At 71.0% G+C, this 24,779-nt stretch carries 23 protein-coding genes and 3 pseudogenes; 15 read left to right on the top strand and 11 right to left on the bottom strand.

Annotation, left to right across the window (positions count from 1 at the left end):
• Nucleotides 1-64: 64 nt before the first annotated feature.
• Nucleotides 65-187: pseudogene (locus CS0771_RS38960) on the top strand (peptidase E); the annotation flags it as partial.
• A 41-nt stretch (nt 188-228) separates the two neighbouring features.
• On the opposite strand, the gene CS0771_RS23685 reads toward CS0771_RS38960, so the two are convergent.
• Both CS0771_RS23685 and CS0771_RS23680 read right to left on the bottom strand, forming a co-directional pair.
• Nucleotides 229-1,203 carry a nitroreductase family protein gene (locus tag CS0771_RS23685; RefSeq protein ID WP_244870986.1) on the bottom strand — a complete coding sequence of 325 codons (975 nt, stop codon included), beginning with the start codon at nt 1,201-1,203 and terminating at the stop codon, nt 229-231.
• Between the two features lie 255 nt (nt 1,204-1,458).
• Nucleotides 1,459-4,014 carry a cation-transporting P-type ATPase gene (locus CS0771_RS23680; RefSeq protein WP_212843044.1) on the bottom strand — a complete coding sequence of 852 codons (2,556 nt, stop codon included), beginning with the start codon at nt 4,012-4,014 and terminating at the stop codon, nt 1,459-1,461.
• Between the two features lie 119 nt (nt 4,015-4,133).
• Here CS0771_RS23680 and CS0771_RS23675 point away from each other — a divergent pair, with 119 nt between their 5' ends.
• Nucleotides 4,134-4,742: a hypothetical protein gene (locus tag CS0771_RS23675; RefSeq protein ID WP_212843043.1), complete on the top strand. Its 609-nt coding sequence runs from the start codon at nt 4,134-4,136 to the stop codon at nt 4,740-4,742.
• Nucleotides 4,743-4,787: 45 nt separating this feature from the next.
• Here the strand turns inward: CS0771_RS23675 and CS0771_RS23670 are convergent, their stop codons facing one another.
• Both CS0771_RS23670 and CS0771_RS23665 read right to left on the bottom strand, forming a co-directional pair.
• Nucleotides 4,788-6,080 carry a universal stress protein gene (locus tag CS0771_RS23670; RefSeq protein WP_244870985.1) on the bottom strand — a complete coding sequence of 431 codons (1,293 nt, stop codon included), beginning with the start codon at nt 6,078-6,080 and terminating at the stop codon, nt 4,788-4,790.
• Nucleotides 6,077-7,045, bottom strand: coding sequence for a nitroreductase family protein (locus tag CS0771_RS23665; protein WP_212843042.1), 969 nt, complete (start codon nt 7,043-7,045; stop codon nt 6,077-6,079). Before CS0771_RS23665 ends, CS0771_RS23670 begins: the two co-directional genes overlap by 4 nt.
• Nucleotides 7,046-7,135: 90 nt before the next feature.
• Between CS0771_RS23665 and CS0771_RS23660 the strand changes: the two genes are divergently transcribed.
• On the top strand, nt 7,136-7,552 hold the full coding sequence (locus CS0771_RS23660; protein ID WP_212843041.1) for an HPP family protein: 417 nt from the start codon (nt 7,136-7,138) through the stop codon (nt 7,550-7,552).
• 106 nt (nt 7,553-7,658) lie between these two features.
• On the opposite strand, the gene CS0771_RS23655 is transcribed toward CS0771_RS23660, so the two are convergent.
• A complete protein-coding gene (locus CS0771_RS23655) occupies nt 7,659-8,666 on the bottom strand; it encodes a nitroreductase (RefSeq protein ID WP_212843040.1) in 1,008 nt (335 codons plus the stop codon).
• Between the two features lie 173 nt (nt 8,667-8,839).
• Between CS0771_RS23655 and CS0771_RS23650 the strand changes: the two genes are divergently transcribed.
• Nucleotides 8,840-9,274, top strand: coding sequence for an HPP family protein (locus CS0771_RS23650; RefSeq protein WP_212843039.1), 435 nt, complete (start codon nt 8,840-8,842; stop codon nt 9,272-9,274).
• Nucleotide 9,275: 1 nt separating this feature from the next.
• Here CS0771_RS23650 and CS0771_RS38955 read toward each other — a convergent pair.
• Nucleotides 9,276-9,466, bottom strand: a pseudogene (locus CS0771_RS38955) (prolipoprotein diacylglyceryl transferase family protein); the annotation flags it as partial.
• Between the two features lie 122 nt (nt 9,467-9,588).
• Here CS0771_RS38955 and CS0771_RS23645 point away from each other — a divergent pair.
• The 5 genes and pseudogenes from CS0771_RS23645 to CS0771_RS23625 all read left to right on the top strand — a co-directional run bounded on the left by CS0771_RS23645 (nt 9,589) and on the right by CS0771_RS23625 (nt 13,282).
• A complete protein-coding gene (locus CS0771_RS23645) occupies nt 9,589-9,858 on the top strand; it encodes a metal-sensitive transcriptional regulator (protein ID WP_212843038.1) in 270 nt (89 codons plus the stop codon).
• Between the two features lie 131 nt (nt 9,859-9,989).
• Nucleotides 9,990-11,318 carry a rhodanese-like domain-containing protein gene (locus CS0771_RS23640; protein WP_212843037.1) on the top strand — a complete coding sequence of 443 codons (1,329 nt, stop codon included), beginning with the start codon at nt 9,990-9,992 and terminating at the stop codon, nt 11,316-11,318.
• Between the two features lie 66 nt (nt 11,319-11,384).
• Nucleotides 11,385-11,969 (top strand): rhodanese-like domain-containing protein, encoded by a 585-nt coding sequence (locus CS0771_RS23635; protein WP_212843036.1) that lies wholly within the window; start codon nt 11,385-11,387, stop codon nt 11,967-11,969.
• Nucleotides 11,966-12,502, top strand: a pseudogene (locus CS0771_RS23630) (sulfite exporter TauE/SafE family protein); the annotation flags it as partial. The gene CS0771_RS23635 and the pseudogene CS0771_RS23630, both read left to right, overlap by 4 nt.
• Nucleotides 12,503-12,646: 144 nt before the next feature.
• Nucleotides 12,647-13,282, top strand: a complete 636-nt coding sequence (locus tag CS0771_RS23625) for a DUF305 domain-containing protein (protein WP_212843034.1) — start codon at nt 12,647-12,649, stop codon at nt 13,280-13,282.
• A 72-nt stretch (nt 13,283-13,354) separates the two neighbouring features.
• Here CS0771_RS23625 and CS0771_RS23620 read toward each other — a convergent pair whose 3' ends face one another.
• Complete coding sequence (locus CS0771_RS23620) at nt 13,355-13,687, bottom strand: cupin domain-containing protein (RefSeq protein WP_212843033.1); 333 nt, start codon at nt 13,685-13,687, stop codon at nt 13,355-13,357.
• A 324-nt stretch (nt 13,688-14,011) separates the two neighbouring features.
• Entirely contained in the window at nt 14,012-14,143 is a 132-nt protein-coding gene (locus tag CS0771_RS39300) for a hypothetical protein (protein ID WP_256442833.1), read from the bottom strand.
• A 648-nt stretch (nt 14,144-14,791) separates the two neighbouring features.
• Here CS0771_RS39300 and CS0771_RS23615 point away from each other — a divergent pair.
• The gene (locus tag CS0771_RS23615) at nt 14,792-15,616 is read left to right on the top strand and encodes a hypothetical protein (protein WP_212843032.1); all 825 of its coding nucleotides are present in this window, start codon (nt 14,792-14,794) and stop codon (nt 15,614-15,616) included.
• A gap of 165 nt (nt 15,617-15,781) precedes the next feature.
• Here CS0771_RS23615 and CS0771_RS39730 read toward each other — a convergent pair whose 3' ends face one another.
• Together CS0771_RS39730 and CS0771_RS38950 are read right to left on the bottom strand one after the other, a co-directional pair.
• Nucleotides 15,782-15,991, bottom strand: a complete 210-nt coding sequence (locus tag CS0771_RS39730; protein WP_371821593.1) for a 3-oxoacyl-[acyl-carrier-protein] synthase III C-terminal domain-containing protein — start codon at nt 15,989-15,991, stop codon at nt 15,782-15,784.
• Nucleotides 15,940-16,707 (bottom strand): hypothetical protein, encoded by a 768-nt coding sequence (locus CS0771_RS38950; RefSeq protein ID WP_244870984.1) that lies wholly within the window; start codon nt 16,705-16,707, stop codon nt 15,940-15,942. The genes CS0771_RS39730 and CS0771_RS38950 overlap by 52 nt, the downstream gene beginning before the upstream one ends.
• Here CS0771_RS38950 and CS0771_RS38945 point away from each other — a divergent pair.
• From CS0771_RS38945 to CS0771_RS23585, 5 genes are all read left to right on the top strand, one after another.
• Nucleotides 16,657-17,013 carry a bifunctional DNA primase/polymerase gene (locus CS0771_RS38945; protein ID WP_244870983.1) on the top strand — a complete coding sequence of 119 codons (357 nt, stop codon included), beginning with the start codon at nt 16,657-16,659 and terminating at the stop codon, nt 17,011-17,013. The two genes, CS0771_RS38950 and CS0771_RS38945, sit on opposite strands and share 51 nt — an antisense overlap.
• 438 nt (nt 17,014-17,451) lie before the next feature.
• Complete coding sequence (locus CS0771_RS23600) at nt 17,452-17,970, top strand: ABC transporter permease subunit (protein WP_244870982.1); 519 nt, start codon at nt 17,452-17,454, stop codon at nt 17,968-17,970.
• Nucleotides 17,971-18,035: 65 nt separating this feature from the next.
• The gene (locus CS0771_RS23595; RefSeq protein WP_212843030.1) at nt 18,036-19,076 is read left to right on the top strand and encodes a CdaR family transcriptional regulator; all 1,041 of its coding nucleotides are present in this window, start codon (nt 18,036-18,038) and stop codon (nt 19,074-19,076) included.
• 385 nt (nt 19,077-19,461) lie between these two features.
• Entirely contained in the window at nt 19,462-20,154 is a 693-nt protein-coding gene (locus CS0771_RS23590; protein ID WP_212843029.1) for a bZIP transcription factor, read from the top strand.
• Between the two features lie 127 nt (nt 20,155-20,281).
• Nucleotides 20,282-20,581, top strand: coding sequence for a transposase (locus tag CS0771_RS23585; RefSeq protein ID WP_212843028.1), 300 nt, complete (start codon nt 20,282-20,284; stop codon nt 20,579-20,581).
• 390 nt (nt 20,582-20,971) lie between these two features.
• On the opposite strand, the gene CS0771_RS23580 is transcribed toward CS0771_RS23585, so the two are convergent.
• The gene (locus CS0771_RS23580) at nt 20,972-24,739 is read right to left on the bottom strand and encodes a S8 family serine peptidase (protein ID WP_212843027.1); all 3,768 of its coding nucleotides are present in this window, start codon (nt 24,737-24,739) and stop codon (nt 20,972-20,974) included.
• Between the last annotated feature and the right edge of the window lie 40 nt (nt 24,740-24,779).

Genomic DNA, 24,779 nt, shown 5'->3' with positions numbered 1-24,779 from the left:
GCGCTCGCTGCTGCGGCAGAACACCTTTGCCACTGGATACGGGAATCCGAACTGGCCGATCTGCTCAGAGCGGTGGGCCGCCGACATCGGCGTTCCGGCCTACGCCATCGACGAGCAGACCGCCATCAAGGTCATCGACAGCTCCGTCGAGGTGATCTCCGAAGGGCGATGGACGAAGTTCGAATGACAGCCGCCGGCTCCCGTCACGTACCGGCTTGGGATGCGCGTTCAGGTGCTGACGGATTCTTCGTAGCTGCGACGGGCGGTGGGTGGAGGAAGTCCGCACCGTGCGTGTCCGACGCGCACGCACATCTGCGGGTGGCCGAGCCCCGGCAGCAGCCGGCGAAGGTCGTCGCGGGTGGCGCCGACTTCGGTGATGTCGCTGATGGGTGCGCTGCCCAGCCCGTCGACCTGAGCGGTGAGCAGGATGGCGGACAGTGCCTGACCAGCGTGCAGCCATGCTGCCGGGTTGTCTTCGTCGGTGTAGATCATGAGGTATCGGGCGCCGGCGTCGGTGTCGGGGCCCGGTCGCATCGTCTCCCCGCCGAACGGCGCGTAGTCGCGTACCGGAACGCGCCGCGGGGCGGCCCGTACGGCGGTGGCGGTGGGTACGCCGTCGCCGCTCCATGGCGGGCGGTGCGTCCAGTCGGCGAGTTCGGCGCGGTATTCGGGGTCGGACAGCTGCAGGGCTCCGGCACGCACGGCGGCCAGGGCCAGGACCGGGATCTGGTCGGCTGCGACCAGGTGGACGTGGGCTCCTTGCCGCTCGCCGGTGATGACCAGGGCGTGGCAGGCAGGTTCGGGTACCGGTTGGCTGGTGAACGGGCGCCGGTCGGTGCGTCGGTGCCTGATCGCGGCGCACTGCTGCAGCTCGTCCAGCCGGGGTTCGCGGGGGCCGACGATGGCCAGTTCGGCGAGCAGGTCCGGGTCGGCTGGGTCGGGTAGCAGCGTGACCTCGGTGTCGTGGCCGGTGGCGGCCAGTGCGACGCGGGCATGGTGCAGTGCCACGCCGCAGCTGATGGTGAGCATCCGGCCGTCGGGGTCGGCCCCGTGCAGCTGGCGGGTGCGGTCGGCGCGCAGAAGGAGTTTCCGGCCGGTGGTCTGCCAGTGCCATGGCTGGGTGTTGAAGACCGACGGGGCCGCCAGTGCGGTGCGGGCGGCGTCGCGCAGCGGTTGTGCCTGGTCGGTGTGTTCGGTTGCCATGTCTTCACTGTCTGCCCGCGGGTTCTGGAGGCTCAGATGCGGTCGGCCTGGAGTTCGTCGGCGCAGGTCCTGAGCTGGAGTGGGTCTTTGGTCACTATCCGGGCACGCCCGCACGAGTGGGCAATCCGGGCATGTTCGTGTGTTCCTGCTCGATGATCACGAGGTGGTCCGGCGTGGTCTGCGTGAGCTGCTGCCGCGGTCAGGGATCCGGCTGATCCGTCGGCGCCGACGACGACCTGCGGCGGGTGGCATGCTTCATCGCGACTCCTCGCGTGGGACCGCTGGTGGGCGGTGCAGGGTGCGCCAGGCAGCGGTGATCGCACCGGGCAGGACCGCGACCGCGGCGCAGAACGCCAGCTGAGACCCGTTGAGCGGCTGGGTGCCCAGCAGGGTCCGCAGTCCGGGTACGGCGACGGCGGCCAACTGCGCGGTTGCCGACAGGGCGACCGCGACCAGTAGGCCGAGGTTGGCCCAGCGGGTGCCGGGTGGGCGGGTGGCGCGGGAGGCCAGGGCGATGCCGAGCTGGGCCAGGCCGAGCACGACGAACACCATGGACTGCCAGGGCCAGCCCGCGGTATGGGCGTAGACGCCGGTGGCGAGAGTGACCCCGGTCAGCAGCGCCCCGATGGCCAGGATGCCGCGCAGCAGCCCGTCGCCGAGAACCTGCTCGTCGGGCGGGCGCGGCGGGCGGCGCAGCACGTCCGGCTCGGCGGGTTCGGCACCCAGGGCGACGCCGGGCAGCCCGTGGGTGAGCAGATTGATCCACAGGATCTGGCCGGGCAGCAGCGGGACGCCCAGGCCGAGCAGCGGACCGATGAGCATGACGGCGAGTTCTGCGGCGCCGCCGGCCAGTCCGTAGCGCAGGAAGCGGCGGATGTTGTCGTACACGCGGCGGCCTTCGGCCACGGCGTGTTCCAGGGTGGTGAGGTTGTCGTCGACGAGGACGAGGTCGGCGGCCTGGCGGGCGACCTCGGTGCCGCCGCCCATCGCCACGCCGATGTCGGCGCGGGTCAGCGCGGGCGCGTCGTTGACGCCATCGCCGGTCATCGCCACGACGTGGCCGTGCTGCTGCAGCTCGGTGACGATGTCGAGTTTCTGCTCGGGTTGGGTGCGGGCGTATACGTGGACCTGGTGGGCGAGGTCGGGGCGGTCGCCGGTGCCGATCGGGTCGCCGAGGGTCCAGATGCCGAGCTTGGCGGCGATGTGCGCGGCGGTGCCGGGGTGGTCACCGGTGATCAGCATGAGGCGGATGCCGGCGCGGGCGAACGCGGCTGCGGTGGCGGCTGCGGCGGGCCGAAGCGGGTCTTCGATGCCGACGACGCCCAGCGGCCGTAGTCGGGTCGGCGCGATGGGGTTGCCGGGTGTGTCGGTGTGCGCGGCGGCTACGGCCAGTACCCGCAGGCCAGCGGAGGTGAGGTCGGCCGCGGCCTGGCGGGCGGCGGCCACGTCGGGGTCGGCGGGGTCGACGACGGGTGCGGCCAGGACGGTTTCGGGTGCGCCCTTGCAGATGGTCAGGTACCGGTCGCCGTCGCGGTGCACGGTGGTCATCTGGCGGGTGGCCTGGTCGAACGGGTGTTCGGCGAGCCGGGGCGCGGCGGCTCGAGTGGCAGCGGGGTCCAGGCCGCAGCGTGCGGCGAAGGTGACCAGGGCGGCCTCGAGCGGGTCCCCGGCCGCGGTCCAGGCGGAGCGGTCGGTGTCGGGCGGCAGCACGGTGGCGTCGGAGCACAGCAGCCCGGTGCGGGCCAGTTCGGTCAGCGCGTCGGGGGCCGGGATCGGGACGCCGGCGATGGCGCCGCTGGGGGCGTAGCCGTCGCCGGTGATGTGTGCGTGTAGACCCGGTGTGACCGCCTGGCGGACGGTCATGCGGTTCTCGGTGAGGGTGCCGGTCTTGTCGGAGGCGACGACGGTGACCGAGCCCAGGGTCTCCACGGCGTGGAGGCTGCGTGGGATCGCCTGATGGCGGGCCATGCGGTGGGCGCCCTGCGCCAGGGCGAGGGTCACCACGGCCGGCAGCGATTCGGGCACGGCCGCGACGACGAGGCTGACCGCGGTCAGGGCCATGAGCAGCAGCGGACGCCCGGCCAGCAGGCCGATCGCGAATACGACCAGGCACAGCGCTACCGCGGTCGCGCCGATGATCCGGCTGAGGCGGGCCAGGCGCCGTTGCAGCGGCGTGGGGCCGCTGCTGGTCGTGGCGACGAGCTGCGCGATGCGTCCGAGCGCGCTGGCCGCGCCGGTACGCACCACAGTGCCGACCGCGCGGCCGGTGACCAGCACCGTTCCGGCGAACAGCTCATCTCCCGCCTCACGGGACACCGGCACGGACTCACCGGTCAGCGCCGCCTCGTCTGCCCGGCAGCGGTGCGCCTCACGCAGCAGCAGGTCAGCCGGGACCACGTCGCCGGCCTCGGTCCGGACGACGTCGCCGCGGACCAGACCGGCGGCGGGGATGACGGTCTCGGTTGCGTCGCGGATCACCCGCGCGGATGGGGCGGTCAGGCTGTCCAGTGCCGCGACCGCCCGGTCGGCGCGTACCTGCTGCGCCACACCGATCGCGGTGTTCAGGCACACGACCAGCACGATGATCGCGGTGTCGGCCCAGTCGCCGAGCACCGTCGTGACGGCGGCGGCGGCAAGCAGCAGCGACACCAGTGGGTCGGTCAGTTGTGCGACGATGCGGCGGCCCAGCCGCGGCGGGTGCGGTCGCGCCACTTCGTTGGGTCCTTCGGCGGCCAGCCTCGCGGCAGCCTCGGTGCGGCTGAGTCCTGCCGGGTATCCGCTGTCGAGGCGCGCGGTGTCGGTGACCGTCATTGTTTCACCGTCGCCTACGGCCGAGGTCGCGGGATAGGGCAGGTGTCCCCGGGGAGTGCGCCGCCTGGCTCCCCGGAGACGGGACCAACGTCCCGATCCGGACATCATGTGCTCGGCCGGTGTGGCGTGACCGGTGGCGTCGGCACCACCTGCGGGGCCGGGATGTCGCGCATAGCGTTCAGGGGTGTCCGGCGGGCACGATCACGACCGGGCAGCCGACGGCGTGCAGGCATTGCTGCGTAACCGATGGGACGGCCCGAGGGCCGCTGTGGGCGCCGAGCACGAACGACGGCGACCGCGTCGGCGGGAAGGTTCAGGGCCTGGCCGAGGATCGAGTCGGTGATCTCCTGGCGGATGTCGGCGTCGGCTCGCCGGAAGACGGCCAGCAGGTCACGCCGGCTGACGATGCCGATCATGCGGCCCAGCCGGGCCGGAAGGGCTGGGCGGTCGTGCTCGGCACCGACGGCGACCTGCCCGACGACCGGGCCCGGGCGGGCCAGGTGGCGCGTGAGCTGCTTGCCGATTCGGCCAGGGCGGGGTTGATCGCGTCGATACCTGCCCAGCCGGCCGTAGTTCCTCTGGCGCGGGACCGCCTACGCCTGATGCTGGGCACGTCGGGTTCTCCTCAGCTGGTGGTGTTCGTGCGCCCGCTGCGGACACCGGTCGCCTCATCCGAGGCCGGCTCGTGCCCGGTGTGGCAGGACCTCACCGCTGCGGCCGCCGTGTGACGCGGCAGGTCGTCGGCCATGCCCGCCGCCCGAGCGCGGCGTGGCTCAGGTGGTGTGGACGACCGCGACGGGGCCGTGGGCGTGCTCGACGAGGGCATGGCTGACCGAGCCCAGCAGCATGCCGGTGAAGCCGCCGCGGCCGCGCGACCCGACGACCGTCAACCCGGCGTCCTTGCCGGCGTCGATGAGGGCATGTTCGGCGTTGAGGCTGTGCACGGTCCGTAGTTCGACTGCCAGTTCCGCGTGCTCGGCGCGCCACGGCGTGATCGCGTCGGCGAGCAGCTGCTCGGCCTCTGCGCGTGCGGCTTCGACCGGGTCCACGGCAGGTTCGTCGCCGCGGTACCAGGGGGCCTGCCAGTGGACGTTGACGAGGATCAGGGTGGTGTGGCGCAGTAGCGCCTCGCGCGCGGCGAACGTCAGCGCCGCTTGTGCGGTCGGGGATCCGTCGTAGCCGACCATGACAGGCCCGCTGAGCGTCGCGGCGGATCCGCTGCCGTCGGCGTCGGCGCCGGTGGGCCGGAAGACGACGACCGCGGTGTGGGCGTGGGCCGCGACCTGGGATGACACCGAGCCGAGCAGCAGGCCGGTGAAGCCGCCGGCGCCCCGGCTGCCCACGACGAGCAGCGCCGCCCGGCGGGACTCCTCGATCAGGACAGGTGCTCCGGCGCCGGCCTTCAGATGGGAACGCACTTCCAGGTCGGGAAACTGCTCGCGGACCTGCGCGGTGACACCGACTAGGGCCTCTTCGGCGGCCTGCCGAGCGGCGCCTTGATCGGCTGCCAGGTACTCCCCGCCCAACCAGGGTGGGCTGAAGCCGTACAGGGCGCTCTGGTAACCGCAGACCAGTTCCAGTGGCGCGCTGCGCTCACGGGCACGCCGGGCGGCGTAGTGGGCGGCGAACATGCCGCATTCGGAGCCGTCCACCCCGGCGATCACCGGATGGTCGCGTCCAGCGGCGCGCGGTTGGGCGGCGTCAGGGTCCATGTGTCCACGATGCCGCCCGACCGGTGCGTCAGGCGCCCGAATCGGAGATCCGGCTGCCGTGTCCGGGTTGCCCTCTGGCAGAGGCAGGCCGCGGGACTCGAGGAAGCCGCGCGCTCCGTCCAGGCGCGGTCGGCCGTCGACGTGTGCGCCGTAGTCGGCTTCGGCGTCGAACGGTCTCGCGTCAGGCCCGGCATGGGCCAGCAGGGCCGCGTCGAATGCCTGTTTCCAGGCTGCGGCGTGCAAGCTCGCGGTGTCGGTCAGCACACCGTCGAGGTCGAAGAGGACCGCGTCGATCCGGTCGGCCCGCAGCGTTCCGGCGGCGACGGGTCGCGCCGCAGGCGTGGCGGTGGTCACGGCGGGTCGAGCATCTGCGCGGCTGGGCGGCGTGGGCTCTGAGCCGGACGCCCGGGCGGCGGGTGTCCGACACGGACCAGGATCTGCGGCTGTCCCGGCCCCGATATCAGCCGCAGCAACTTCGCCCGCAGGTCGGGGAACTCGATGACGTCGCTGAACGGCGACGATCCGAGCCCGGCGGCGGTCGCGGTCAGCAAGACCGCCGACAGCGCCTCACCGGCACGCAGCCGGTCGGTGAGCGTGTCGGCGTCAGTGAACAGCAGCCCGTACACGGCGCCGACGTCGTGTTCGGGCCCGGCGGAGTACCCGGAGCTGAAGTATGTGAAGTCCCGGACCGGCACCCGGCGTTCGGATGCGGTCACCGCGGTGACCGCGGGAACGCCGTCGCCCGCCTCGGCGGGCCGGTTCGTCCACCGCAGCAGTTCCTCCTGGTACGCGGGTTCGGTGGCCTGCCGTACGGCGGCCTCACCGGCCACCTGCCGTAGGACGGTCAGGTGGTCGGCGGTCAGCGGCTGCAGGTGTGCGCCGTGCTGCTCGGCGGCGGCTATCAGGGTGCTGACGGTGGCGCTGCTGACCGGTTCGGCGGTGAAAGCGCGGCGGTCGGTGCGGCGGCGGGCCATCGCCCGATACAGGTTCAGCTGCGTGTCGTGGGCGGCGGCTTCCCGAACGGTGACGACCGCCAGCGGACCGTTGATCGTCTCTGCGCGCCGGCGCTGCACGTCGGGGATCAGGCCGTTTGCTGACAGCGCGACGCAGGCGTGGTGCAGGGCGCAGCCGCAGCTGATCATCAGTTGGCGGCCGTCTGGATCCGTGGCCAGCCGCCGATGCTCGTCGGCGAACAGCTGAAGGCTTTCGGTGCTGGTCCGCCAGATCCACGGCTGGGTGTTGAAGACCGACGGCGCGGCCAGCGCATCGCGTGCCGCCTCGATCAGGGCACCTCGAAGTTGCAGCCCTGTGATGTTCATGCTTTCACGGTATGCCGCCCGAAGCCCTGTTCAGGGGCGGTCCTCGCAGGTCAGGACATATCGCCGCACGGACCACGAGGATGGCGGACAATGAGGATCACGACGAAGGTGGGTTTGCAGACGGCGGACCTGCCGGTACGGCAGGTCATGAGCCAGCCGCCGTGCTGCGCGCACACGTCCAGCGTCCTAGAGCAAGCGCTGGCCGGGATGGGCCGCGAGCGGCTGCGGCATCTGGTCGCCGTAGACGACGCCGGCCGCTGCGCAGGGGTGATCTCCGACCGGGTGATCGCAGCTGCCTGGGCTGCGGACCCGGCGTCCCTGTCCCACCGGACGGTCGGCTCGGTCATCGATCGGCAACCTGCCGTGGTCGGCGCGGACGCGACGGTCATGGACGCCGCTCGGCTGATGGGCGCGGCCGGCGTCGACGCCGTCGCTGTCGTCGACCGGCGCGGTGTGGCCGTCGGGATCGTCACCGGCTCCGATCTGGTGGCGCTGCTGGCCAGGTGACGCAGCCGGTGCCGCGCAGCGGCCACGACTGGGTGCTGCTCACGGCTTTGGGACGGTGCTGCTGACGTCGGTTGTCTGGCAACCGGCGCGTCGCCGGTGACCCGGTCTACGGCTGTGGGATCTGGCCTGGCCAGGTGGTCCGCTCTGCCGGCAGCCGCGGTGTGCCGGGCACCGGCGCCTGGTCCTGGTCGGCCAACCCGAACCGCAGCACGAGCATCGGATAACCGGCGCCAGCCAGCATCCGGTGCACGATCTCCCGCGTCGCGGGGACCTCGACCACCGAACTGAGCGGCAGCACCGCCACACCGAGGTCGGTGGCCTTCAGCCAGCACGCCGACAGCGCCTCCCCCGCCCGCAGCCAGTCACCGGGCTGGTCACCGGAGGTGAACAGCAGCCCGTAGACGGCCGATCGGGCGTGGCCGTGCCCGGCGTCGAGGGTGCCCGGCCGTCCGAAGTCCCGGCCCGGCACGTCCGTCTGCGGAGCCGACTGAGGGACGGCGTCGGACGGCACGCCGGTGCGGGTAGGGCGGGTGCCGCCGACCCAGTAGTCCATCTCCGCCCGCTGGTCGGGATCGGCCAGGCCGATCTCGTTGGCGCGGGCCGCGGCCACGGCCAGGTCGTCGAGGTCCGGTTCGGCGAGCCAGTGCAGGCCGGCGCCTTCGTCGACCGCGGCCTGCCGGATGAGTTGCAGGGCGTCGTGCGGCACTTTGCGCTCGACGGTCGGGCGGCGGTCGGTGTGCCGGATGTCGATCTCGTCGAACAGCCGCCGCTGCTGTGCCGTGGTCGGCCCGTGCCCGCTCACCGTGATCTCCGCCAGGGCGTCGGCGGACCGGGCGTCGGGCATCCGCGCCACCTGCGGCACCCACCCGGCTGCGTGCAGGGCGAGCCGGGCGTGGTGCAGCGCCGCCCCGCAGCTGATCGTCAGCAGCCGCCCGTCCGGGTCGGCAGCATGCAACTGCCGGCTGCGGTCGGCGCGAAGCTCCAGGCCAGAACGGGTGGCCAGCCACCGCCATGGCTGCGTGTTGTGCACCGACGGCGCGCGGCCCCCTACCTCCGCCGCCCGCTGGTACGCCTCGAGGACCTCATCGCCGTGTGCTGCCGGGTCGTCGGTCATCGTGTGCCTCCTTACGCCACCACCAGTGATAACGCATCCAGTGCGGCTGACGTGCCGGTATGCCTGGGAAGGGGTCCTTGGTCCTGCCAGCACGGGTCGCTGTGCTCTGACCGGCGCCGACTGCCCGCACGCACTTTGGAGACAGAGAGCAGGACACGCTCAGTGGAGGCGAGATGAAAGCGATCTATGCAACCCCGGTGCCGGCCGACATGCGGCATTGCGCCTGGACCCGCCGGCCCGTGACCGAGGTCATGAGCAGCCCGGTGCTGGCGGCACCGTCGTCGGTAACCCTTGACGAGGCACTGCAGCAGATGCTCACCGGCGGGTTCCGGCATCTGGCGATCGTCGATGAACAGGGGTGCTGCGTCGGGGTGCTGGCCGCTCGCGCCGTCGCCGCCGCGGCAGCCGGGCACCGCAGCCTCGCCGAGCTGACCGCCGCCGAGGTGCTCGACCACGAGGCCGCGGTGCTCGATTCACACGCCGTGGTCGTGGACGCGGCGCGGCTGATGAGGTCGACGGCGGTCGACGCCGTCGCGCTGGTCGACGACAGCGGCCACCCGGTCGGCATGCTCACCAGCAGCGACCTGATCAGGCTCATCGCGTCGTGACCACCGCGGCCCCGGCGACACCGAATGGCAGCGCCCACACCGCGATGTCGAGCACGGCTCGACGCGGGGCTCCCCGCATCCGCCGGTCGGTGATAACGCAGGCGCGACGATCCCGGCGGTGATGCACAACGCGTAGGCGCGTATCGGCACGGGCTCCCGGTGCCGTACGGCGGTGGAGGCGACTGCAGCGATGCGGGATTCACGCGCCGGACACCACCCGTGCCGGCTGGTCGGCGACCGGGCTGCGCGCGGGGTGCCGGTGGGAAATGCCACTTACCTTGCACTTCAGATACCCCCGGGGGTACCTTCGGGTCATGCAGCTCAACGAAGCCCTCGCCGGTGACGCGCTCACCCGCCTCAAGCGGGCGCAGGGCCAGCTCGCCTCGGTCATCTCCATGATCGAAGAGGGTGAGGAGTGCGAGAAGGTCCTCACCCAACTCGCCGCGGTGTCGCGAGCGCTGGACCGGGCCGGGTTCAAGCTGGTCGCATCCGGGATGCGGCACTGCCAGCGCGCCCGCGAGCGCGGCGAGGAACCGCCGATGACCGAGGAAGAGCTGGAGAAGCTTTTCCTGGCTCTGGCCTGACCGCATAGCCGCCGTCCCGGGTGGGCGGCGGCATCCTTAGGCCACTCGAATACCCCCTGGGGTATAAACTTCGTGCCGTTTTATACTTATTAGATACCCCCTGGGGTATCCAGTTATAGAGAGGTAGCGACATGGAGATCGTCTCGTTCCGCACTCCGGGTCTGGGCGACCAGACCTACCTGCTGACCCATGACGGGCACGGCGTGCTCGTCGACCCGCAGCGTGACATCGACCGGTTCCTGGCCGAAGCCGCCGAGCGTGACGTGCAGCTGCGATTCGTGCTGGAGACCCACCTGCACAACGACTACGTCTCCGGTGGCCGGCAGGCCGCCCTGCGCAGCGGCGCCGAGCTGGTCCTGCCCGCCGCGGCGGCCCCCGCTTACCCCCATACGCCGGCATTCCACCTGGAGGACATCCGAGGTGGGCAGGGCCTGGTCCTGCGGCCGATCCACACCCCTGGCCATACTCCGGAGCACACGAGCTACCTGATCCTGATCGATGGCGAACCGGTCGCCGTGTTCTCCGGCGGCAGCCTGCTGGTGGCTTCCGCCGGCCGCCCCGACCTGCTCGGCCGGCCGCGCGCCCGCACCCTGGCCAGGCTCCAGCACGGGTCGCTGCACCGGCTCGCCGGGCTGCCCCGTGGCGTCGAGCTGCTGCCCACGCACGGCGAAGGCTCGTTCTGCACCGCCTCCGGCGCCGGCCGCCACACCTCCACCATCGGCGCCGAGATCGACACCAACCCGCTGTTGGCCGTACCCGACGTCGAAACCTTCGCCGACCGGCTGCTGGCGGACCCCATGCCGATCCCCGCGTTCTACCAGTACATGGGCCCGGCCAACACGTTGGGCATGCCACCCATGCCCCCGGTCATCGCGCCCGAACTGCATGCCGACCAGCTGCCCGCCGGCGCCCACGTCGTGGACATCCGGCCTCGGCCGGTCATGGCCGCAGGTCACCTGCCCGGCTCGCTCGGCATCGAACTGGGCGTGGACTTCGGCTCGTGGGCCGGGTGGCTGCTACCCCACGACGAGGCGATCGTCCTGGTCGCCGACCGGGACCAGGACATCCCCGAAGCCGTCACACAGCTGGCGCGGATCGGTGTCGACACCGTCGCCGGCGTCGTCCACGACCTCGGCGACCGTGCCACCGCCCGGTTCGAGCTGCTCGACCTGCCCGCCTTCGCGACGCGAGCAGCCGCCGCCGGCGCGCAACTCCTCGACGTGCGCATGCCGAGCGAACACGCCGCCATCGCGATCGAGCACGCGGCGCACCGCTTCCTGCCCGACCTGATCACCGAAGGCGTCCCCGCCGAGCTCGACCCCGCCCGCCCCGTCCTGGTCGCGTGCGGCTCCGGGCGCCGCGCCGCCATCGCGGCGACCCTGCTGCTGCGCCACGGCTACCAGCCGGTCGCCCTCGACCGAGCCGGCGTGCCTGACCTCGCCGCCGCCCAGGCCGCCTGACCAGCACCCGCCCCCACGACACCGGCGAACGCCGTGCCGCCCACCGCCATCCACGAGGAGCGACCCATGACACCGAGCGCGACCATCGACGTGACCACCACCCGAGCTTTGCTCAGCGGCGATACCGAAGCGCTGCTCGTCGACGTGCGCACGCCCGGCGAGTACGACACCGCGCACATCGCCGGCTCCATCAACCTGCCCCTGGACCAGGTCGACGCGCACCTGCAACACCTTGTGGCCGCCGCCGGCGGCACGATGATCATCGTCTGCCAGTCCGGCAACCGCGCCGGCCAGTGCCAGACCAGGCTCGCCGCCGCCGGAGCCACCGGCACCCGTGTCCTGTCCGGCGGGCTCAACGCGTGGCTCGCCGCGGGCGCACCCGTCGTCCGCGGTCGGCAGCGCTGGAGCCTCGAACGCCAGGTGCGACTCGCCGCCGGTGGCATCGTGCTGGCCTCCGTCATCGCCAGCAGCTGGCTGCCCGGCGCCCGTTACCTGGCCGGCTTCGTCGGTGCCGGGCTGACCTTCGCCGCTGGCACCGACACCTGCGCCATGGGCATGCTGCTGGCAAAGCTTCCCTACAACCGATCCCGCGGCGGGACGGCCGGCACGGCCGCTCTGGCAAGGCTGCGCGCGCACGAGGCGGCCCGGTGAGCGTCACCATCGCCCTGGCGTTGGCGGCCTCTGTCCTCATCGGCCTCGCTCTGGGGCTGCTCGGTGGCGGCGGTTCCATCCTGACCGTCCCGGTGCTGGTCTACCTGGCCGCCGTGGAGCCGAAGCCCGCGATCGCGATGTCGCTGGTCGTCGTCGGCGTCACCAGCGCCGTCGCCCTCATCCCCCACGCCCGCGGCGGGCGGGTGCAGTGGCGCACCGGCGTCCTGTTCGGCGCCGGAGGCGGCTTCCTCGTCGTACCCGCCCTCGTGCTGCTCGGCGGACTGCCCATGCCCACCGCCGTCGGGACGTCCCTGCTGGTCATCGCCATGAAGTCAGCGGCCGGCCTGGCCGGATACCTGCACAGCGTCACCATCGACTGGCGCCTGACGGCCGCCGTCACCGCAGTCGCCGTCACCGGCAGCCTCGTCGGCGGCCGCCTGGCCGGACGACTGCGACCCGACCTGCTGCGCCAAGCCTTCGGCTGGTTCGTCATCGTCATGGGCGCAGGCGTGCTCGCCGGGCAACTTGCCGGTTGAGAGCCAGACGGCGGCATCAGCCTGGCCGGTCGCCGGGCCGCGATCCCGCGGCGAAGCGGACAGCGCAACTTTCGTTAAAAAGCCGCAAGGCTGGCATTTCACCCTTAAAGTTGTCGCGGTCAGGTGTACAGGGAGGCCGACATGAGTCACGCCGTACGCACCGCAGCCATCGCTGTGGCGTTGTTCGCCACGGCCGCGGTATCCAGCTGCGCCGGCGTCCAGAGCGCGCAGAGCCCGGCGATGCCCGCCATAGCGCAGCCGAGCCCCACGCAGCAGTTCAACGACGCCGACGTGCAATTCCTCCAGCAGATGATCGTTCACCACCAGCAGGCGCTGATGATGGCCCGGATGGCCGCCGCCAGAGCCGCCAACGCCGACGTCAAGCAGCTCGCCGGCCAGATCGAGCAGGAGCAGGCGCCCGAGATCGAGCAGATGAGCACCTGGCTGCAGCAGTGGGGCAAGCCAGTGCCGTCGATGGGACCCGGCATGGCGATGCCGTCGATGTCGCCGCCGATGGGCCACGGCATGATGCCGTCGATGCGCCCGATGCCCGACATGGGGCCCATGCAGAACATGAGCGGCGAACGATTCGACCAGATGTTCCTGCAGATGATGATCGCCCACCACGAGGGCGCGATCGCGATGGCGAAGGCTGAGCTCGCCACTGGCGCGAACCCGGCCGTCAAGCAGCTGGCCGAGAAGATCCAGGCCAGCCAGAGCGCTCAAATCGAGCAGATGCGCCAGATGCTGGGCGCGACACCAAGCCCCACCCGCTGACCCTGAGCCTCAGTGGCCATACGCGGCGCAGGAACCGCTCTCGGGTTCGCGCGGGTGTGACGACCAGCTCGCCTACGGGTGCTTGGCGACGGTGAGAAGCACGACGGCGTCCTCGATCGCGGTCAGCGTATGGCGGCCGGCCGGCACAACCACCAGATCCCCGCTGGCGCCGTCGCATGAGTCGTCCCGGCTCGCCAGATGTACCCGTCCTTGCAGCACATGCACGGTTGCCTCGCCGGGATTCTCGTGCTCGGCCAAGGACTCGCCGGCGCGCAGGGCCAGGACGGTCTGGCGCAGTATGCGAGCGTTTCCTCCATAGACGGTTTGGGCGGTTCGGCCGCTGGACGATTTTCGCCCGGCGTCCATGAGCCGGGTCGCCAGTTCCGTCAACGACGATTTGTCCATTGCCGGTTCCCTTCGACGGGCGGACGGTAGGCGTATCCGAGGACGGTACAGACCAGGGCCGGAATGCCCCGTCAGGCAGCTCGATAAGCCGGAAGACGATTCAGTTGACAACGGACCGCCAACGGTACGTCGGAGCATCTCCGTACACACTTCACCGTCCTCCAGGTACGTGCGATGGTGTACGGGCCGAGGTCATTGCCGTCTGGGCCGAAGGTCCCTGCCTCCCCGGTGTGATCAGGGCGGCTGGAGGGCAGGCGCCCAGGGGCGGACGTGAGTGCGGACTCCCCGTTCACCGAGCCTCCGTACGACGAGCCGCGAGCCGCGTCAGACCAGGATGAGGATAGCGAGCAAGGCCAGGAGACAGACGGCGCCGACCGCGGCCACGGCGCCGAACCGGGCGGGAGCGAAGACGCCTGCGTCCACTTCGAACACGATGTTCGGCTTGGTGCCGCTCATGACCCACCCCTGCCTACCCTACCGACGGCGGCCCCCTCCTCAGCGTAGGTTCCTGGGCTTCGTTCGGGCGCGAGATCGCGACGCTTGTCGCCTCCACGGTTGTGTACTCGGCAGCGGAGCCGTCAACTCTGCGCAGCAGCTCCTCTGGGAACGAGTCCTTGGCCGCCGTCCCAATGCACGAACTGCAAGGCGTACTTGACCAGCGGTCAAGAAGCGCTTCAGGGCTGACGCACTTGACCAACTGGTCCCCGAGAAGCACAGAAAGCTGATCCCATGATCGGGATCAGCTTTCTGACCTGCATGTCTACCCTGTCGGGCTGGCCGGATTCGAACCGATGACCCCTTGACCCCCAGGACGGGCGACCAGGCGTCTGCGCACGTCACGCGCGATACACTCCGTGACCCGACGCCACTACGGAGCCGATCCAGGACTGAGGCTCATCTCGTGTGGTCCCCACCTGGTCCCCGTGTGTCCGGCATCTTGGGCAGGACCGCTCGACACGCGGCAGATTCGTGCGCCTGTGATGCGGGCCGGGCCTCGAACTGGAAGGTCTCGGGTCTTGGTCTTGTGTCGCGGCGGTGCTGCTATAGATCAAGCAGCTGGTACTGGCAGCTTTGGTGCCGTGCTGACCGGAGAGGATGGCTTGCGTGGATCCCGAAACGTTGCACTGGGCGTCGCGCCGGTATCTGACGGCGCGCTACGAGGCACTCTGGAGGGAGTATGGCCGGCTGCCAAACGATGGCCGCCAGGCTGATGGGTACCACTACACCACCGAAGCGAAGCGGATCTTCCCCCGCTACAACGTCGTGGACGCCATGCTTATGGAGGTTGAGCGACTCGATCCGGACCGGCTTCCCGGCGTCGACGTAGTGACCAACATGATGCTCGCGGCTGCCGCGAGTGCGGACTCCCCGTTCACCGAGCCTCCGTACGACCAGGTCCAAGCAGAGGCCATGGCCGATGAGCGCCGGCTGTTCGCGGCAAAGGTGCAGCGTTGGAGGGCGCAGCCCGATTTCCGCATCGATCCGGTCCCGTATCGGCGTGTGCTGACGCCCGAGGAGTCACCGGCCTGGCGGACGTCGCTGCAGCAGCGATGGGGTATGCAGAACGGCTGGTGGCACCCGTTGCTGAGTAGTTCGGTTCCGCATGACGTTCTGGTGCTGACCGAAGAGTCGATGTGGGAGGACGACGGCGTCGATCAGGTCCGTCGAGTGCTGCGAGAGCTGGCCCGCCCGCGTGTCGTCGAGTTACGCGAGTACGGGGCCGACTACCTGCTGGATGTCGAGATCTTCGCCCCAAGGTACACCGGGTCGGAAGGTCTCTGGACAGACGAGCATCACGACTGGATTGCCTACGCATCCCACGAGGGAACCGTGGCATTCGGTGGCGTACTCGCCGCCCGGCTCGCGGCAACCTGGCCCGAGGCCGACAGTTGGCGATGGCCCGGATTACAGGCGCTCGGACATAGGTAAACCATGACCGGTGGATCGGTGCCGGGCCCTGATGGCCGAGCGGAACATCATGGCGACCGGCCGTGTCGACACCGGCGGCGATCCGGTCGGCGGTGCGTCCCCGTGGACTTGCGCGTTGCCAGGCGTGCTGTCAGGAAGAAGGGATCCGGGCCTCCGTCCAGGTGTTCAGGCTCTGATCAAGGTGCACCCCTGGCTTCCCCCGAATCCCGGATTGACGAGGAGGACCAAGTCGCCGTCATCTACCCGCCGATCCATCCGCGCGCGATGGTAATGCACAAAAGTGTCGTTCGAACTAAGGTGTCCGGTGTGACGAATGAAATCCGTCACGATACGTTCCCGTGGATAGCGAAGCAGATTCGCCACTGTGTCCCAAATGCTGAGGTACGGCGTATGCGGTATGATCGCAGCGACGTCGGAAGCGTATGCCCCGCTCGCTCGAGGCAGCGTTCGATCGCAGCTCGGATCAGGAGAGGATTGCGCTCCCGAAAGGCCGCAATCGCCGCTGGCGCCGACCACTCACCCTCGGAAGCGTAGAGTTCCGTGTATTGATGGCCGCCGACGATCCGGTTCCGCCCCGATCGCCGCCCGAGGAGCAGCGCGACTGACGCGTCACCCATGGCTGAGCCGAAGAAGAAACGCTCCGCAGGATGGTTGGCCCGGTCGACGCCTACCACCAGAGCCGAGCCTTCGGCGTCCGCCTCCAGAGCGGTCAGCGCCCATTGGATGGCCGTATGGAGCACCGCGCAGGGCTGCCCGCTGAAGGCGAACGAGACCGTACCCCCTAGACCGGCGCGATCGGTCAGATCGGCCAGCAGGTCGCTGTCGCCGGGAACCAGTAGCGGAGCCGAGTGGGCGAGCAGGACAAGCCGCACGTCGGCCAGGACATCGGGCGACTTCGCTAGGAGCATCTCGACCGGCTTCAGAGCGAAGTCGATGAAGGGCCCTGGCTTCGCGACAGGCACCGCGACGAGACCGTTGCTCTGCAGGGCCGATGTCTTGTCGGTGCCCAGACCGACCGTGGCGGCGAGGTCCGTGACGCGTTGGCCGGCTGGCAGCGCGACCGCGAGGCCATCTATGCCGAGCGCTCTCATTCCCGCCGCCCGCCGCTCAACTCCTGCGCCAGTGCCGCCAGCGCCCGCGCCCACGGCGGCACGACGTCGCTGGACGCCCTGATCGCACGCGGGCTCACCCCGCCAACCAGGTACGTCCGTACCGGCTCCGGTGGGCTGCACCTGTACTACCGCCACCCTGGCGGCATCAGCGTCCCCTGTGACCAGGGGATGCGGCTCGGTCCGGGCATCGACGTGAAGGCAGACGGCGGCTACGTCGTCGCGCCGCCTTCACGCCATCCCGTCACCGGCGTCCGTACCGGTGGGCTGATAAGGGGGCGCGCGTAGAGGAGGTGGCCCCCGCACTGGTCAGCGCGTGCCTGGCCGAGATCCGGCGGCACCCGCCCCAACGTGCCGGCCACACACCACCCCCGCGTAGCGGGGGGCCATCTCCCATCCCGACCGGCTCATGGACGCGCTGGTCGCCCGCATCCGCCAGGCCCAGGAGGGCCGCCGACGCGTGACGCTGTACGGCTGCGCCCGTGGTGCCGCCCGGATCGTCGCCGCAGCCCAGATGACCAGCACGCAAGCCTATGACCGGCTCTTGGCCGCCTGCGCCGCCGCAGGCTGGCCTGGGCCAAGTCCACCCCCAAACGCCATCCGAAGTGGGTTCGCCGCAGAAGGAGTGACACTGTGACCGACCGAAGAAGGACCGGCCCGCCATCGACGGCGCGGCACTGCTCGACCGTTTACGCGCCACCATCGCGCAGTACGTCATCCTGCCCGGTGCGCACCATCCCCCGGCCCGAAGAGGACGGCGGCATCGAACTGCTGATGGTCAACCCGCTGTCCCGGCGCGCATTCGCCGCACAGCGGCTGCTGGCCACGTTCCTCGCGGTCACAGCGCTGGCCGCCGTCCCCGGTGTCCTGGTGCTGGCGATCGCGCCCGGCGTCGGCATCGACGTGCCCGCCGACAACATCGCTTCGGCATCGGCCGGACTGGTCGGGCTCGCCTGGTGCTACCTGGGCATCACCTTCGCCGTCGGCGCGGCCACCGGCCGGCGCGGCCTGGCTCTCGCCGTCGGGGGCGGTTTGGCCGTGACCGGATACATCCTGCGGGGCATCTCCGGGATCATCGACGGCGGCGACTGGCTGAAATGGCTGTCGCCGTTCCACTACTTCATCGGCACCGACCCCCTGCACACCGGCTGGCACCCTGCCCACCTGCTCGCGCTGGTGGCGGTCGGCGTCGTCGGCGCGGCAGCCGGAATCGCCATGTTCGACCGCCGCGACGTAGGCGTCTGACGCGGACCGGTAGGGGCGGCCCTGCCCCTACCGGCCGGCTCGACCTCCAGCCGACAGGACACGCGATGCCACCCACCCCTCCCACCTGGCTGACCGAAGCCTGCGAACGCGTGGTCAGCTCCGGCGCCCGCCCCGACGAGGTTCACGCCGACGCGTCAGCGCTGGGCACGGCAGCGGCTGCAGGGTCGCTGACGGTCGCCGACACCGTGGACGCGCTCCTGCAGGCCGCGGCCGCCCACTGGCTCGCCACGGCTGCGCCGGAAGCCTCAGCCGCAGGGCTCGACCTGCTCACGCGTCTTCGGAAGGTCACCGCGGCCGTCCTCGACGGCTACCACCGCAGCGCCCACGACGAAGCCGACCAGCGCGACAGGGACCGCGCCGCGTTCGTCGACGACCTGCTCGCGCCACACACCGACCCCGGACGGCTCGCCGCCGGCGCCCAGCGCTACGGCATCCGCCTGTCCGGCCAGCACACAGTCATCGTCGCCCGCGTGCCGGCCTCCGACGGCAACCTCGTACACACCCTCGACGAGACCTTGGCCGCACGATTCGGCGGCGCCAACATCCTCACCACCGCCCGCGACGGCGAACTGATCTGCGTCTGCGCCGGTGGACTGCGCGGCGTGCCCGCAGAACTGGCCCGGCACCTGCAGTCCAGCCTCAGCACCGGGTGGCAGGTCGCGGTCGGCCGCACCCACCACGGCCTGTCAGGTCTGGCCACGTCGCTGGACGAGGCACGCAACGCCCTGCACCTGGCAGACCGTCTGGGGTTCTCGGCACCGGTGCTGCACGCCTCGGACTTGCTCGTGTTTCCCGTGCTGCTCCGTGACCGCGACGCGATCACCGACCTGGTCACCACCGTGCTGGGGCCGTTGACCGGTGCCCGCGGCGGTGCCCAGCCCTACCTGGACACGCTGGCTGCCCTGTTCGACAACGAGGGCAATCACACCGCCACCGCTCGGCAGCTGCACATCAGCGTACGCGCGGTCACCTACCGCCTCGACCGCATCCACACGCTCACCGGATACCACCCCGGCGAGCCCACCCAACGGTTCACGCTGCACACCGCCGTACTCGGCGCGCGGCTGCTCGGCTGGCCCGCCTAACTGCAGTCTCCCAGTACCTGACCCGGCTGCGCGATCTGCGGAGCTCCCAGCGATGATCAGGCACGATGCTCGGATGCCTCCGACCCTTCCAGCGTTAGATCCGTTACTGATTTCTGCGCTTGGCTCTGGCGAATGCTCCGCCTGCATTTTGCGTCACCAGAGGCGGCCTATCCAGTGACGGTTGAGCACCCTGCCTCTGCGGCATTACGGAGCGTCCGGACTTAAGTCCTGGTCGGCCACTCGATGTCGCCGAGCGGCTTTCGCACGGCTCCACGCAGACATACACAGGTCGACCAGGCGGCTGAATTGTCGGATTTTCGACAGCTTTAGGGCAGGCAACGCATTTACGCTCCTGGTTCCGTTTGCCTCGAACCGTGGGAGCTTCGTGACCACCTCAACCTCGTCCACCCCGCCGGACACGACCACATCACGCCGGGGGCGTTTCTCGTTTCTGCACTCTCCTGTCCTTGCCGGCTTTCTGACCCTGGTCACCGCCGCCGTCGGCGTCTGGGGCGCGCTCACGCAGGTCGAGAACGAGGAGCAGGGCACACAGAACGACAACCTCCAGCAGACGGTGGACTCGCTCACACAAGAGAAAGCCACCCTGGACGCGGAGAACAAGCGCCTCACCGACGAGGTTGCCAAACTGCGGTCGGCAGCAGCTGCGGCACCGACTGCCGGCGCTCCTGGCTCCGGCGGCGACTCCGGACAGCCACTGCCGGACGAGGCCAACTGGAAGGTGCCCGCCGAGCTGGCCGGCAGCTGGCAGGGAACTGTCACCAGCCAGGCCGGCACGACCCGTTACACCGTCACCCTGGTGCTCAACTCTACCGGCCTGGGCAAAGGCTCCGAGGCGGGGACCGTGCGTTACCCGACGAACAGCGGCGACTGCCTCATGAAGCTGTACTTGGTCGAGGTCCGCATTGACGGCGCAATCAAGGTCGACCCGGATGAGCGTGCCGCCTCAGACCCGTGCGGGTACCAGCTGTATCCCGCTGCGGTGCTCTCACTTCGTGACGGCCGAGTCTGGTACCAGAACGCCAGCAACTACACCGGCGCGCTGTCCAAGTCGCCCTGACGATTCTGCCGGGTGCTCACGTCTGCGGTCGAGGCTCGGGCTAAGGTGGCGCGCCGGAGCCTCGACCGCAGCCGTCTGTCGACACGGTGTCGCGTTGCCGCCGGCTCGATGCTCGAAGGATGTCCTGGTGGCACGCCCTTCGCAGTACACCGAACAGTTCCGCAAGGACGCGGTGGCGTTGGTCCGCTCGTCGGACTCGCCGTTGCGGCAGATAGCCCGTGAGCTGGGCGTCAACCATGAGACCCTGCGTGGGTGGGTCCGCGCCGCCGAGCGCGCTGAGGCAGGCGGCCGGGCCGCCGAGCCCGAGTTGACGCTCACCGAGCGTGAAGAGCTCCGCAAGCTGCGCGCCCGGGTGCGGGAACTGGAGACGGAGAAGGACATTCTCCGCAAGGCAGCCCAGTATTTTGCTCGGGAGATGGGGCAATGACGAGCATGTGCCGGATCTGGTGCGGCCCGATCTGCCGCACACCCCCGGCCGCCGCCAGCTTGTTGAACCGGTCGGTGATGTTGTCCGGCCGCAACGGCAGGTTCGTCCGCCCCGTGAACATGTAGGCGCTGCCGCCCACCCGCCGCAGCCGGCCGAGCATCGCCGCGGTCTCCTTGTCGAGCATGATCGAACGGATACTATTCGACGACTTGGGCCGCTTCTCTCGAACCGCGCTGTCGTCGCCTTCGACGACCCGCTGACGCGCCATCCGCAGCGTCGAGGCCCGCGTTCTCGCCGGCCTAACTGAGCAGAGGCCGATGAGGAACCTTCGATGCGGGCCCAGGCCTGAAGGCTCGGGCCCGCATCGTCAGCCGGTACGGCGGCGGCCGGCTACCGCACTCCGTACGCCTTGATAATCGTCTGCTGGACGCTGGCGCCGTGCTCGTCGGTGAGCTCGACCCGCAGCGATGCGTCCTGACCCGCCTGGCCGGACTGGTCGACGGAGGCGGCGAAGCCGCCGCCGGAGCCGGTCACCGGGACCTCGGTCCAGGTCGCCCCGTTGTCGAACGACACCCACAGCCGCGCGCCGACGATGTCACCGGCGTCGTAGTCGCGCTGGCCCGACGCGCCGAACCCGATCCGGAAGCCGGTGGTGGCCGGGGTCAGGTTGCGCTCGTCGACGGCGATGTCGTAGGACGGCACCAGCAGCGGCAGCGGGTACAGGCCGCTGTCGCCGGGACGCTCGGAGCGGAACCGGAAGGAGGTCTCGGTGCGGTGGAACAGGTTCCAGTTCGGGTGGTACGGCGGCCCGGGATTGAACCGCATGGTGGTGACCCGCAGCTCATAGTCGGCGGCCTCGGCGGGCACCGCCCACACCCCCGACGGGAACGGCGAGTCGCCGACCAGCTGCCCGTTGCGCAACACCTGCACGTTGCCCGCGTCGCCGAAGCCGCCACCGGCGCTGTAGTGGTCGGGGTCGCTGTCGCCGAACGGCAGCATCGCGATGCCGATCCGGTTGTCCTGCCGCTCGCCGATGCGTTCCGGTGACAGGTCCGCCCGGCGCAGGCCGGTGGAGCGGACCGGACCGCGGTACCAGTTCGCCGAGCGCACCGACCCCGCGGTGTAGGTGCGGGGCACGTCGGTCATGTACTCGTCGAACACCCCCGCCCCGCCGATCAGCTGCCGCCACTGCTGGCCGGCGGTGAAGTAGGCGGTACGGGTCAGCGGCGCCCGCAGCACCTCCGAGGCCATCGCCGCGGCCGTCGGGAACGACGGCCGGTAGGCCTGCAGGACCTCGAAGACCGCACGGTCGGTACGCATCGAGTACACCGTCTCCTCGACCCGGCCGAGCTCCCGGTCGCGGACGCGGCGGACGGCGTCCGGGCGGGTCTTGCGCTCATCGGCGAACGCCAGGTTGTACACGTATGGGCTGGCGGCGACCGCGTGCCACGTCAAGGTCACCGGCCCCGCCGTGAGCGCCTGGCGCAGGGCCGCCGACTCCGCGCCGCTGACGGTCAGGCCCGGGATGGTCTTGCCCGCGGCGACGGTGATCCACCGCCCGGCGGCGTCCTGGCCGAACAGCACTGCCTTGGCTCCGGCGGTGGCCGCCGCCGACAGCACCGCGGTCGGGTTGGCCGCGTTGTGGACAAGCACCACCTTGCCCGCCACCCCTGCGGCGGCCAGCTCGGTCGCGGTGCCGGCACCGGCGAACGTCAGCTGTGCTGAGCCGGTGCCGTCGAGTTTGACCGCGGCTGCCTGCTGGGTGAAGGGCGCACCGAGGTATTCCGGCTTCAGGGTGAGACCGGAGTCGGTGCGTAGGTCCAGTTCGGGGGCGTACAGGCGGTAGAACAGGTCCAGTTCGAAGCCGCCGGAGTGCACCGGGGCGGTGTGGCCGAGGTAGACCTCGTCGACGGACTTGCCGCCGCTGTAGGCCGCGGCGAGGTAGGCGCTGTCCCACCAGCGGCCGTACTGGACGGTGATGTTCTGCGCCTCGACGGGTCGTTCGGCGTCGAGCTGCTGGCGGACGGCGGTGCGGGCGTCGTAGGTGATGGTCCGGTCGGTGTCGTCGTGGTTGACGACCAGGTCCGGGTCGCCCATGAACGTGACGGACTGGACCAGGCCCGCCTCGCCAGTGGTGCCGTCGTCGCGGCTGGCGATGACGGCCGCGATGGAGTAGTGGCCCTCGCGCAGGCGCAGCACCGGGTCGGTGGTGAAGGTGGTGAACCGCTGCGCGGTGAGCCGGTCGATGTCGATGACGTCGACGAACGACGGGGTGGCCGGGGCCCGGCCGCGCCGGTCGAGCAGGTGCAGGGTGACGGTGACGGTGTGCGGTTCCAGCCAGGCGCCGACGGCGGTGGTGACGGTGGTGCCGTCGTCGGCGCGGGCGACGAGCCGCCCGCCGATCGTGCCGTACGCGGCGGGGCTCTGCTTGACCGCCGGGTCGAGGATGACGGGCACGTCGGCGGTGCCGTGGGCGGGCACGGTGACCGTGTCCAGGCCCAGGCTGAGGGTGCGCCTGGCCAGGGGTGTGCCGTCCTCGCCGGTGGCGGCCTCAAGGGACAGCGCGAACGTCATCGGGCGGGCCGCGTCGTTTGTCAGCGTCACCGTGGTGGTCGACGGCCGCTGGTGCAGGTGCGGCCAGGCGAAGGAGCCCGCGTCGACGGTGCCGGGGCCGTACACGTCGGTGGTGACCGCGCGGTGCGCGTCCACGACGCCCGAGCCCTGCTCGTAGACGCCGCCGCTTGCGCCGGGCGCGACCGAGGACACCAGCACGGCCTTGCGCTGCTGGGCGCTCATGCCCGGGTGGCGCTGGGTGAGCAGCGCGGCGACCCCGGCCACGTGCGGTGCGGCCATGGACGTGCCGGACATGGCCGTGTACGGGTCGGCAGTGCCGCCGCCGTTGCGGGCGGCGACGACACCGACCCCGGGGGCGGCGATCTCGGGCTTGACCCGGTGCGAGCCGGTGACGGGGCCGCGGCTGGAGAACGGTGCGGTGACGCCCGACGCGTCGACCGCGGCCACCGTCAGCGCGCCGTCGGCGCAGGCGGGCGAGCCGAGGGTGCCCGCGCCGGGGCCGGAGTTGCCCGCCGAGAGGACGAACAGGGTCTTCGACTGCGCGGTCAGCCGCTGGGCGGCCACGCCGATCGGGTCGGTGCAGTCGGTGCCGATGCTGCCGCCCAGGCTCATGTTGACGACGTCGGCACCCTTGTCGACGGCCCACTGCATCCCCGCGATGATCCACGACTCCTGGCCGTTGCCGGCGCGGTCGAGGACCTTGCCGATCACCAGCTTCGCGCCGGGTGCGACGCCCTTCTCGGTGCCGCCGGAGGCCGCGCCGGTGCCGGCGACGGTGGAGGCGACGTGGGTGCCGTGCCCGTGCCGGTCGACCGCGCCGCCGGATTCGGTGGTGAAGTTCTTGGAGTCGAGGACCTGGCCGGCCAGGTCCGGGTGGGCGGCGTCGTAGCCGCTGTCGAGCACCGCCACCGTGGTGCCGGTGCCGTCGAACCCGGCGGCCCAGGCTTTCGGGGCGTTGATCTGCGCGGTGGTGTCGGCCATGGTCGCGGTGACCCGCCCGTCGAGCCACAGCTTGGCGATGCGCGGACCGTCGGCGTCGATCAGGTCGCTCCACAGCCGGGCGGCGTCTGCTTTGCCCGCCGACAGGGCGACCGCGTCGGCCACCGGCAGCGTCGCGACGACGTCGGCGCCGTCGGGTGCCTGCGGCGCCCGTCCGGTCCGCGCGACGGTGCTGCCGTAGGTCGCCAGCAGGGGCAGCCGGTCGGTGCTGCGGTCGTCGTAGCCCTGCCGCACCAGCCCGGTGACGTTGAACAGCTCCTCGTCCAGGCGACCGGAGTCGATCAGCGGGACGGCCGCCGCGGGCATGACGTACACGTCGCCGCGGAAGGTGCGGGTCAGGTAGCCGTGCGGGTCGGGTTCCGGGCCGGGCAGCACCGTGGCGGTCGGCCGGCCCGCCGGGTCCTTGCCGAGCAGCGCCCGGTCGCCGCTGATCAGGGTCACCTGGACCTCGGCGGCGGCGGGAGTGCCGCCGGTCAGGCCGGTGCCTGCCGTGGCGGGCAGGGTCGGCAGGCTGGACGCGGTGAGGGTGACCGCGCCGAGCAGGCCGAGGGTGGCGGCGCGCCGCCAGAGTGAGGGGGTGGGCATGTGCCGGTGTTTCCTTCCGATCGACGGCAGCGACCGGTGT

It is taken from the genome of Catellatospora sp. IY07-71 (genome assembly GCF_018326265.1).
GTDB lineage: Bacteria > Actinomycetota > Actinomycetes > Mycobacteriales > Micromonosporaceae > Catellatospora.
This window is presented reverse-complemented; position numbering and strand designations above follow the sequence as displayed.

What these genes read in the sequence shown, in the direction of transcription:
- CS0771_RS23650 (WP_212843039.1), top strand. Translation starts at nt 8,840, where the DNA reads ATGAAAGCGATCTATGCAACCCCGGTGCCGGCCGACATGCGGCATTGC.
- CS0771_RS23680 (WP_212843044.1), bottom strand. Translation starts at nt 4,014, where the DNA reads ATGACGGTCACCGACACCGCGCGCCTCGACAGCGGATACCCGGCAGGA.
- CS0771_RS23580 (WP_212843027.1), bottom strand. Translation starts at nt 24,739, where the DNA reads ATGCCCACCCCCTCACTCTGGCGGCGCGCCGCCACCCTCGGCCTGCTC.
- CS0771_RS23595 (WP_212843030.1), top strand. Translation starts at nt 18,036, where the DNA reads ATGCCACCCACCCCTCCCACCTGGCTGACCGAAGCCTGCGAACGCGTG.
- CS0771_RS23655 (WP_212843040.1), bottom strand. Translation starts at nt 8,666, where the DNA reads ATGACCGACGACCCGGCAGCACACGGCGATGAGGTCCTCGAGGCGTAC.
- CS0771_RS23660 (WP_212843041.1), top strand. Translation starts at nt 7,136, where the DNA reads ATGAGGATCACGACGAAGGTGGGTTTGCAGACGGCGGACCTGCCGGTA.
- CS0771_RS23665 (WP_212843042.1), bottom strand. Translation starts at nt 7,045, where the DNA reads ATGAACATCACAGGGCTGCAACTTCGAGGTGCCCTGATCGAGGCGGCA.
- CS0771_RS23635 (WP_212843036.1), top strand. Translation starts at nt 11,385, where the DNA reads ATGACACCGAGCGCGACCATCGACGTGACCACCACCCGAGCTTTGCTC.
- CS0771_RS38950 (WP_244870984.1), bottom strand. Translation starts at nt 16,707, where the DNA reads ATGAGAGCGCTCGGCATAGATGGCCTCGCGGTCGCGCTGCCAGCCGGC.
- CS0771_RS23685 (WP_244870986.1), bottom strand. Translation starts at nt 1,203, where the DNA reads ATGGCAACCGAACACACCGACCAGGCACAACCGCTGCGCGACGCCGCC.
- CS0771_RS23620 (WP_212843033.1), bottom strand. Translation starts at nt 13,687, where the DNA reads ATGGACAAATCGTCGTTGACGGAACTGGCGACCCGGCTCATGGACGCC.
- CS0771_RS23625 (WP_212843034.1), top strand. Translation starts at nt 12,647, where the DNA reads ATGAGTCACGCCGTACGCACCGCAGCCATCGCTGTGGCGTTGTTCGCC.
- CS0771_RS39300 (WP_256442833.1), bottom strand. Translation starts at nt 14,143, where the DNA reads ATGAGCGGCACCAAGCCGAACATCGTGTTCGAAGTGGACGCAGGCGTC.
- CS0771_RS23645 (WP_212843038.1), top strand. Translation starts at nt 9,589, where the DNA reads ATGCAGCTCAACGAAGCCCTCGCCGGTGACGCGCTCACCCGCCTCAAG.
- CS0771_RS23640 (WP_212843037.1), top strand. Translation starts at nt 9,990, where the DNA reads ATGGAGATCGTCTCGTTCCGCACTCCGGGTCTGGGCGACCAGACCTAC.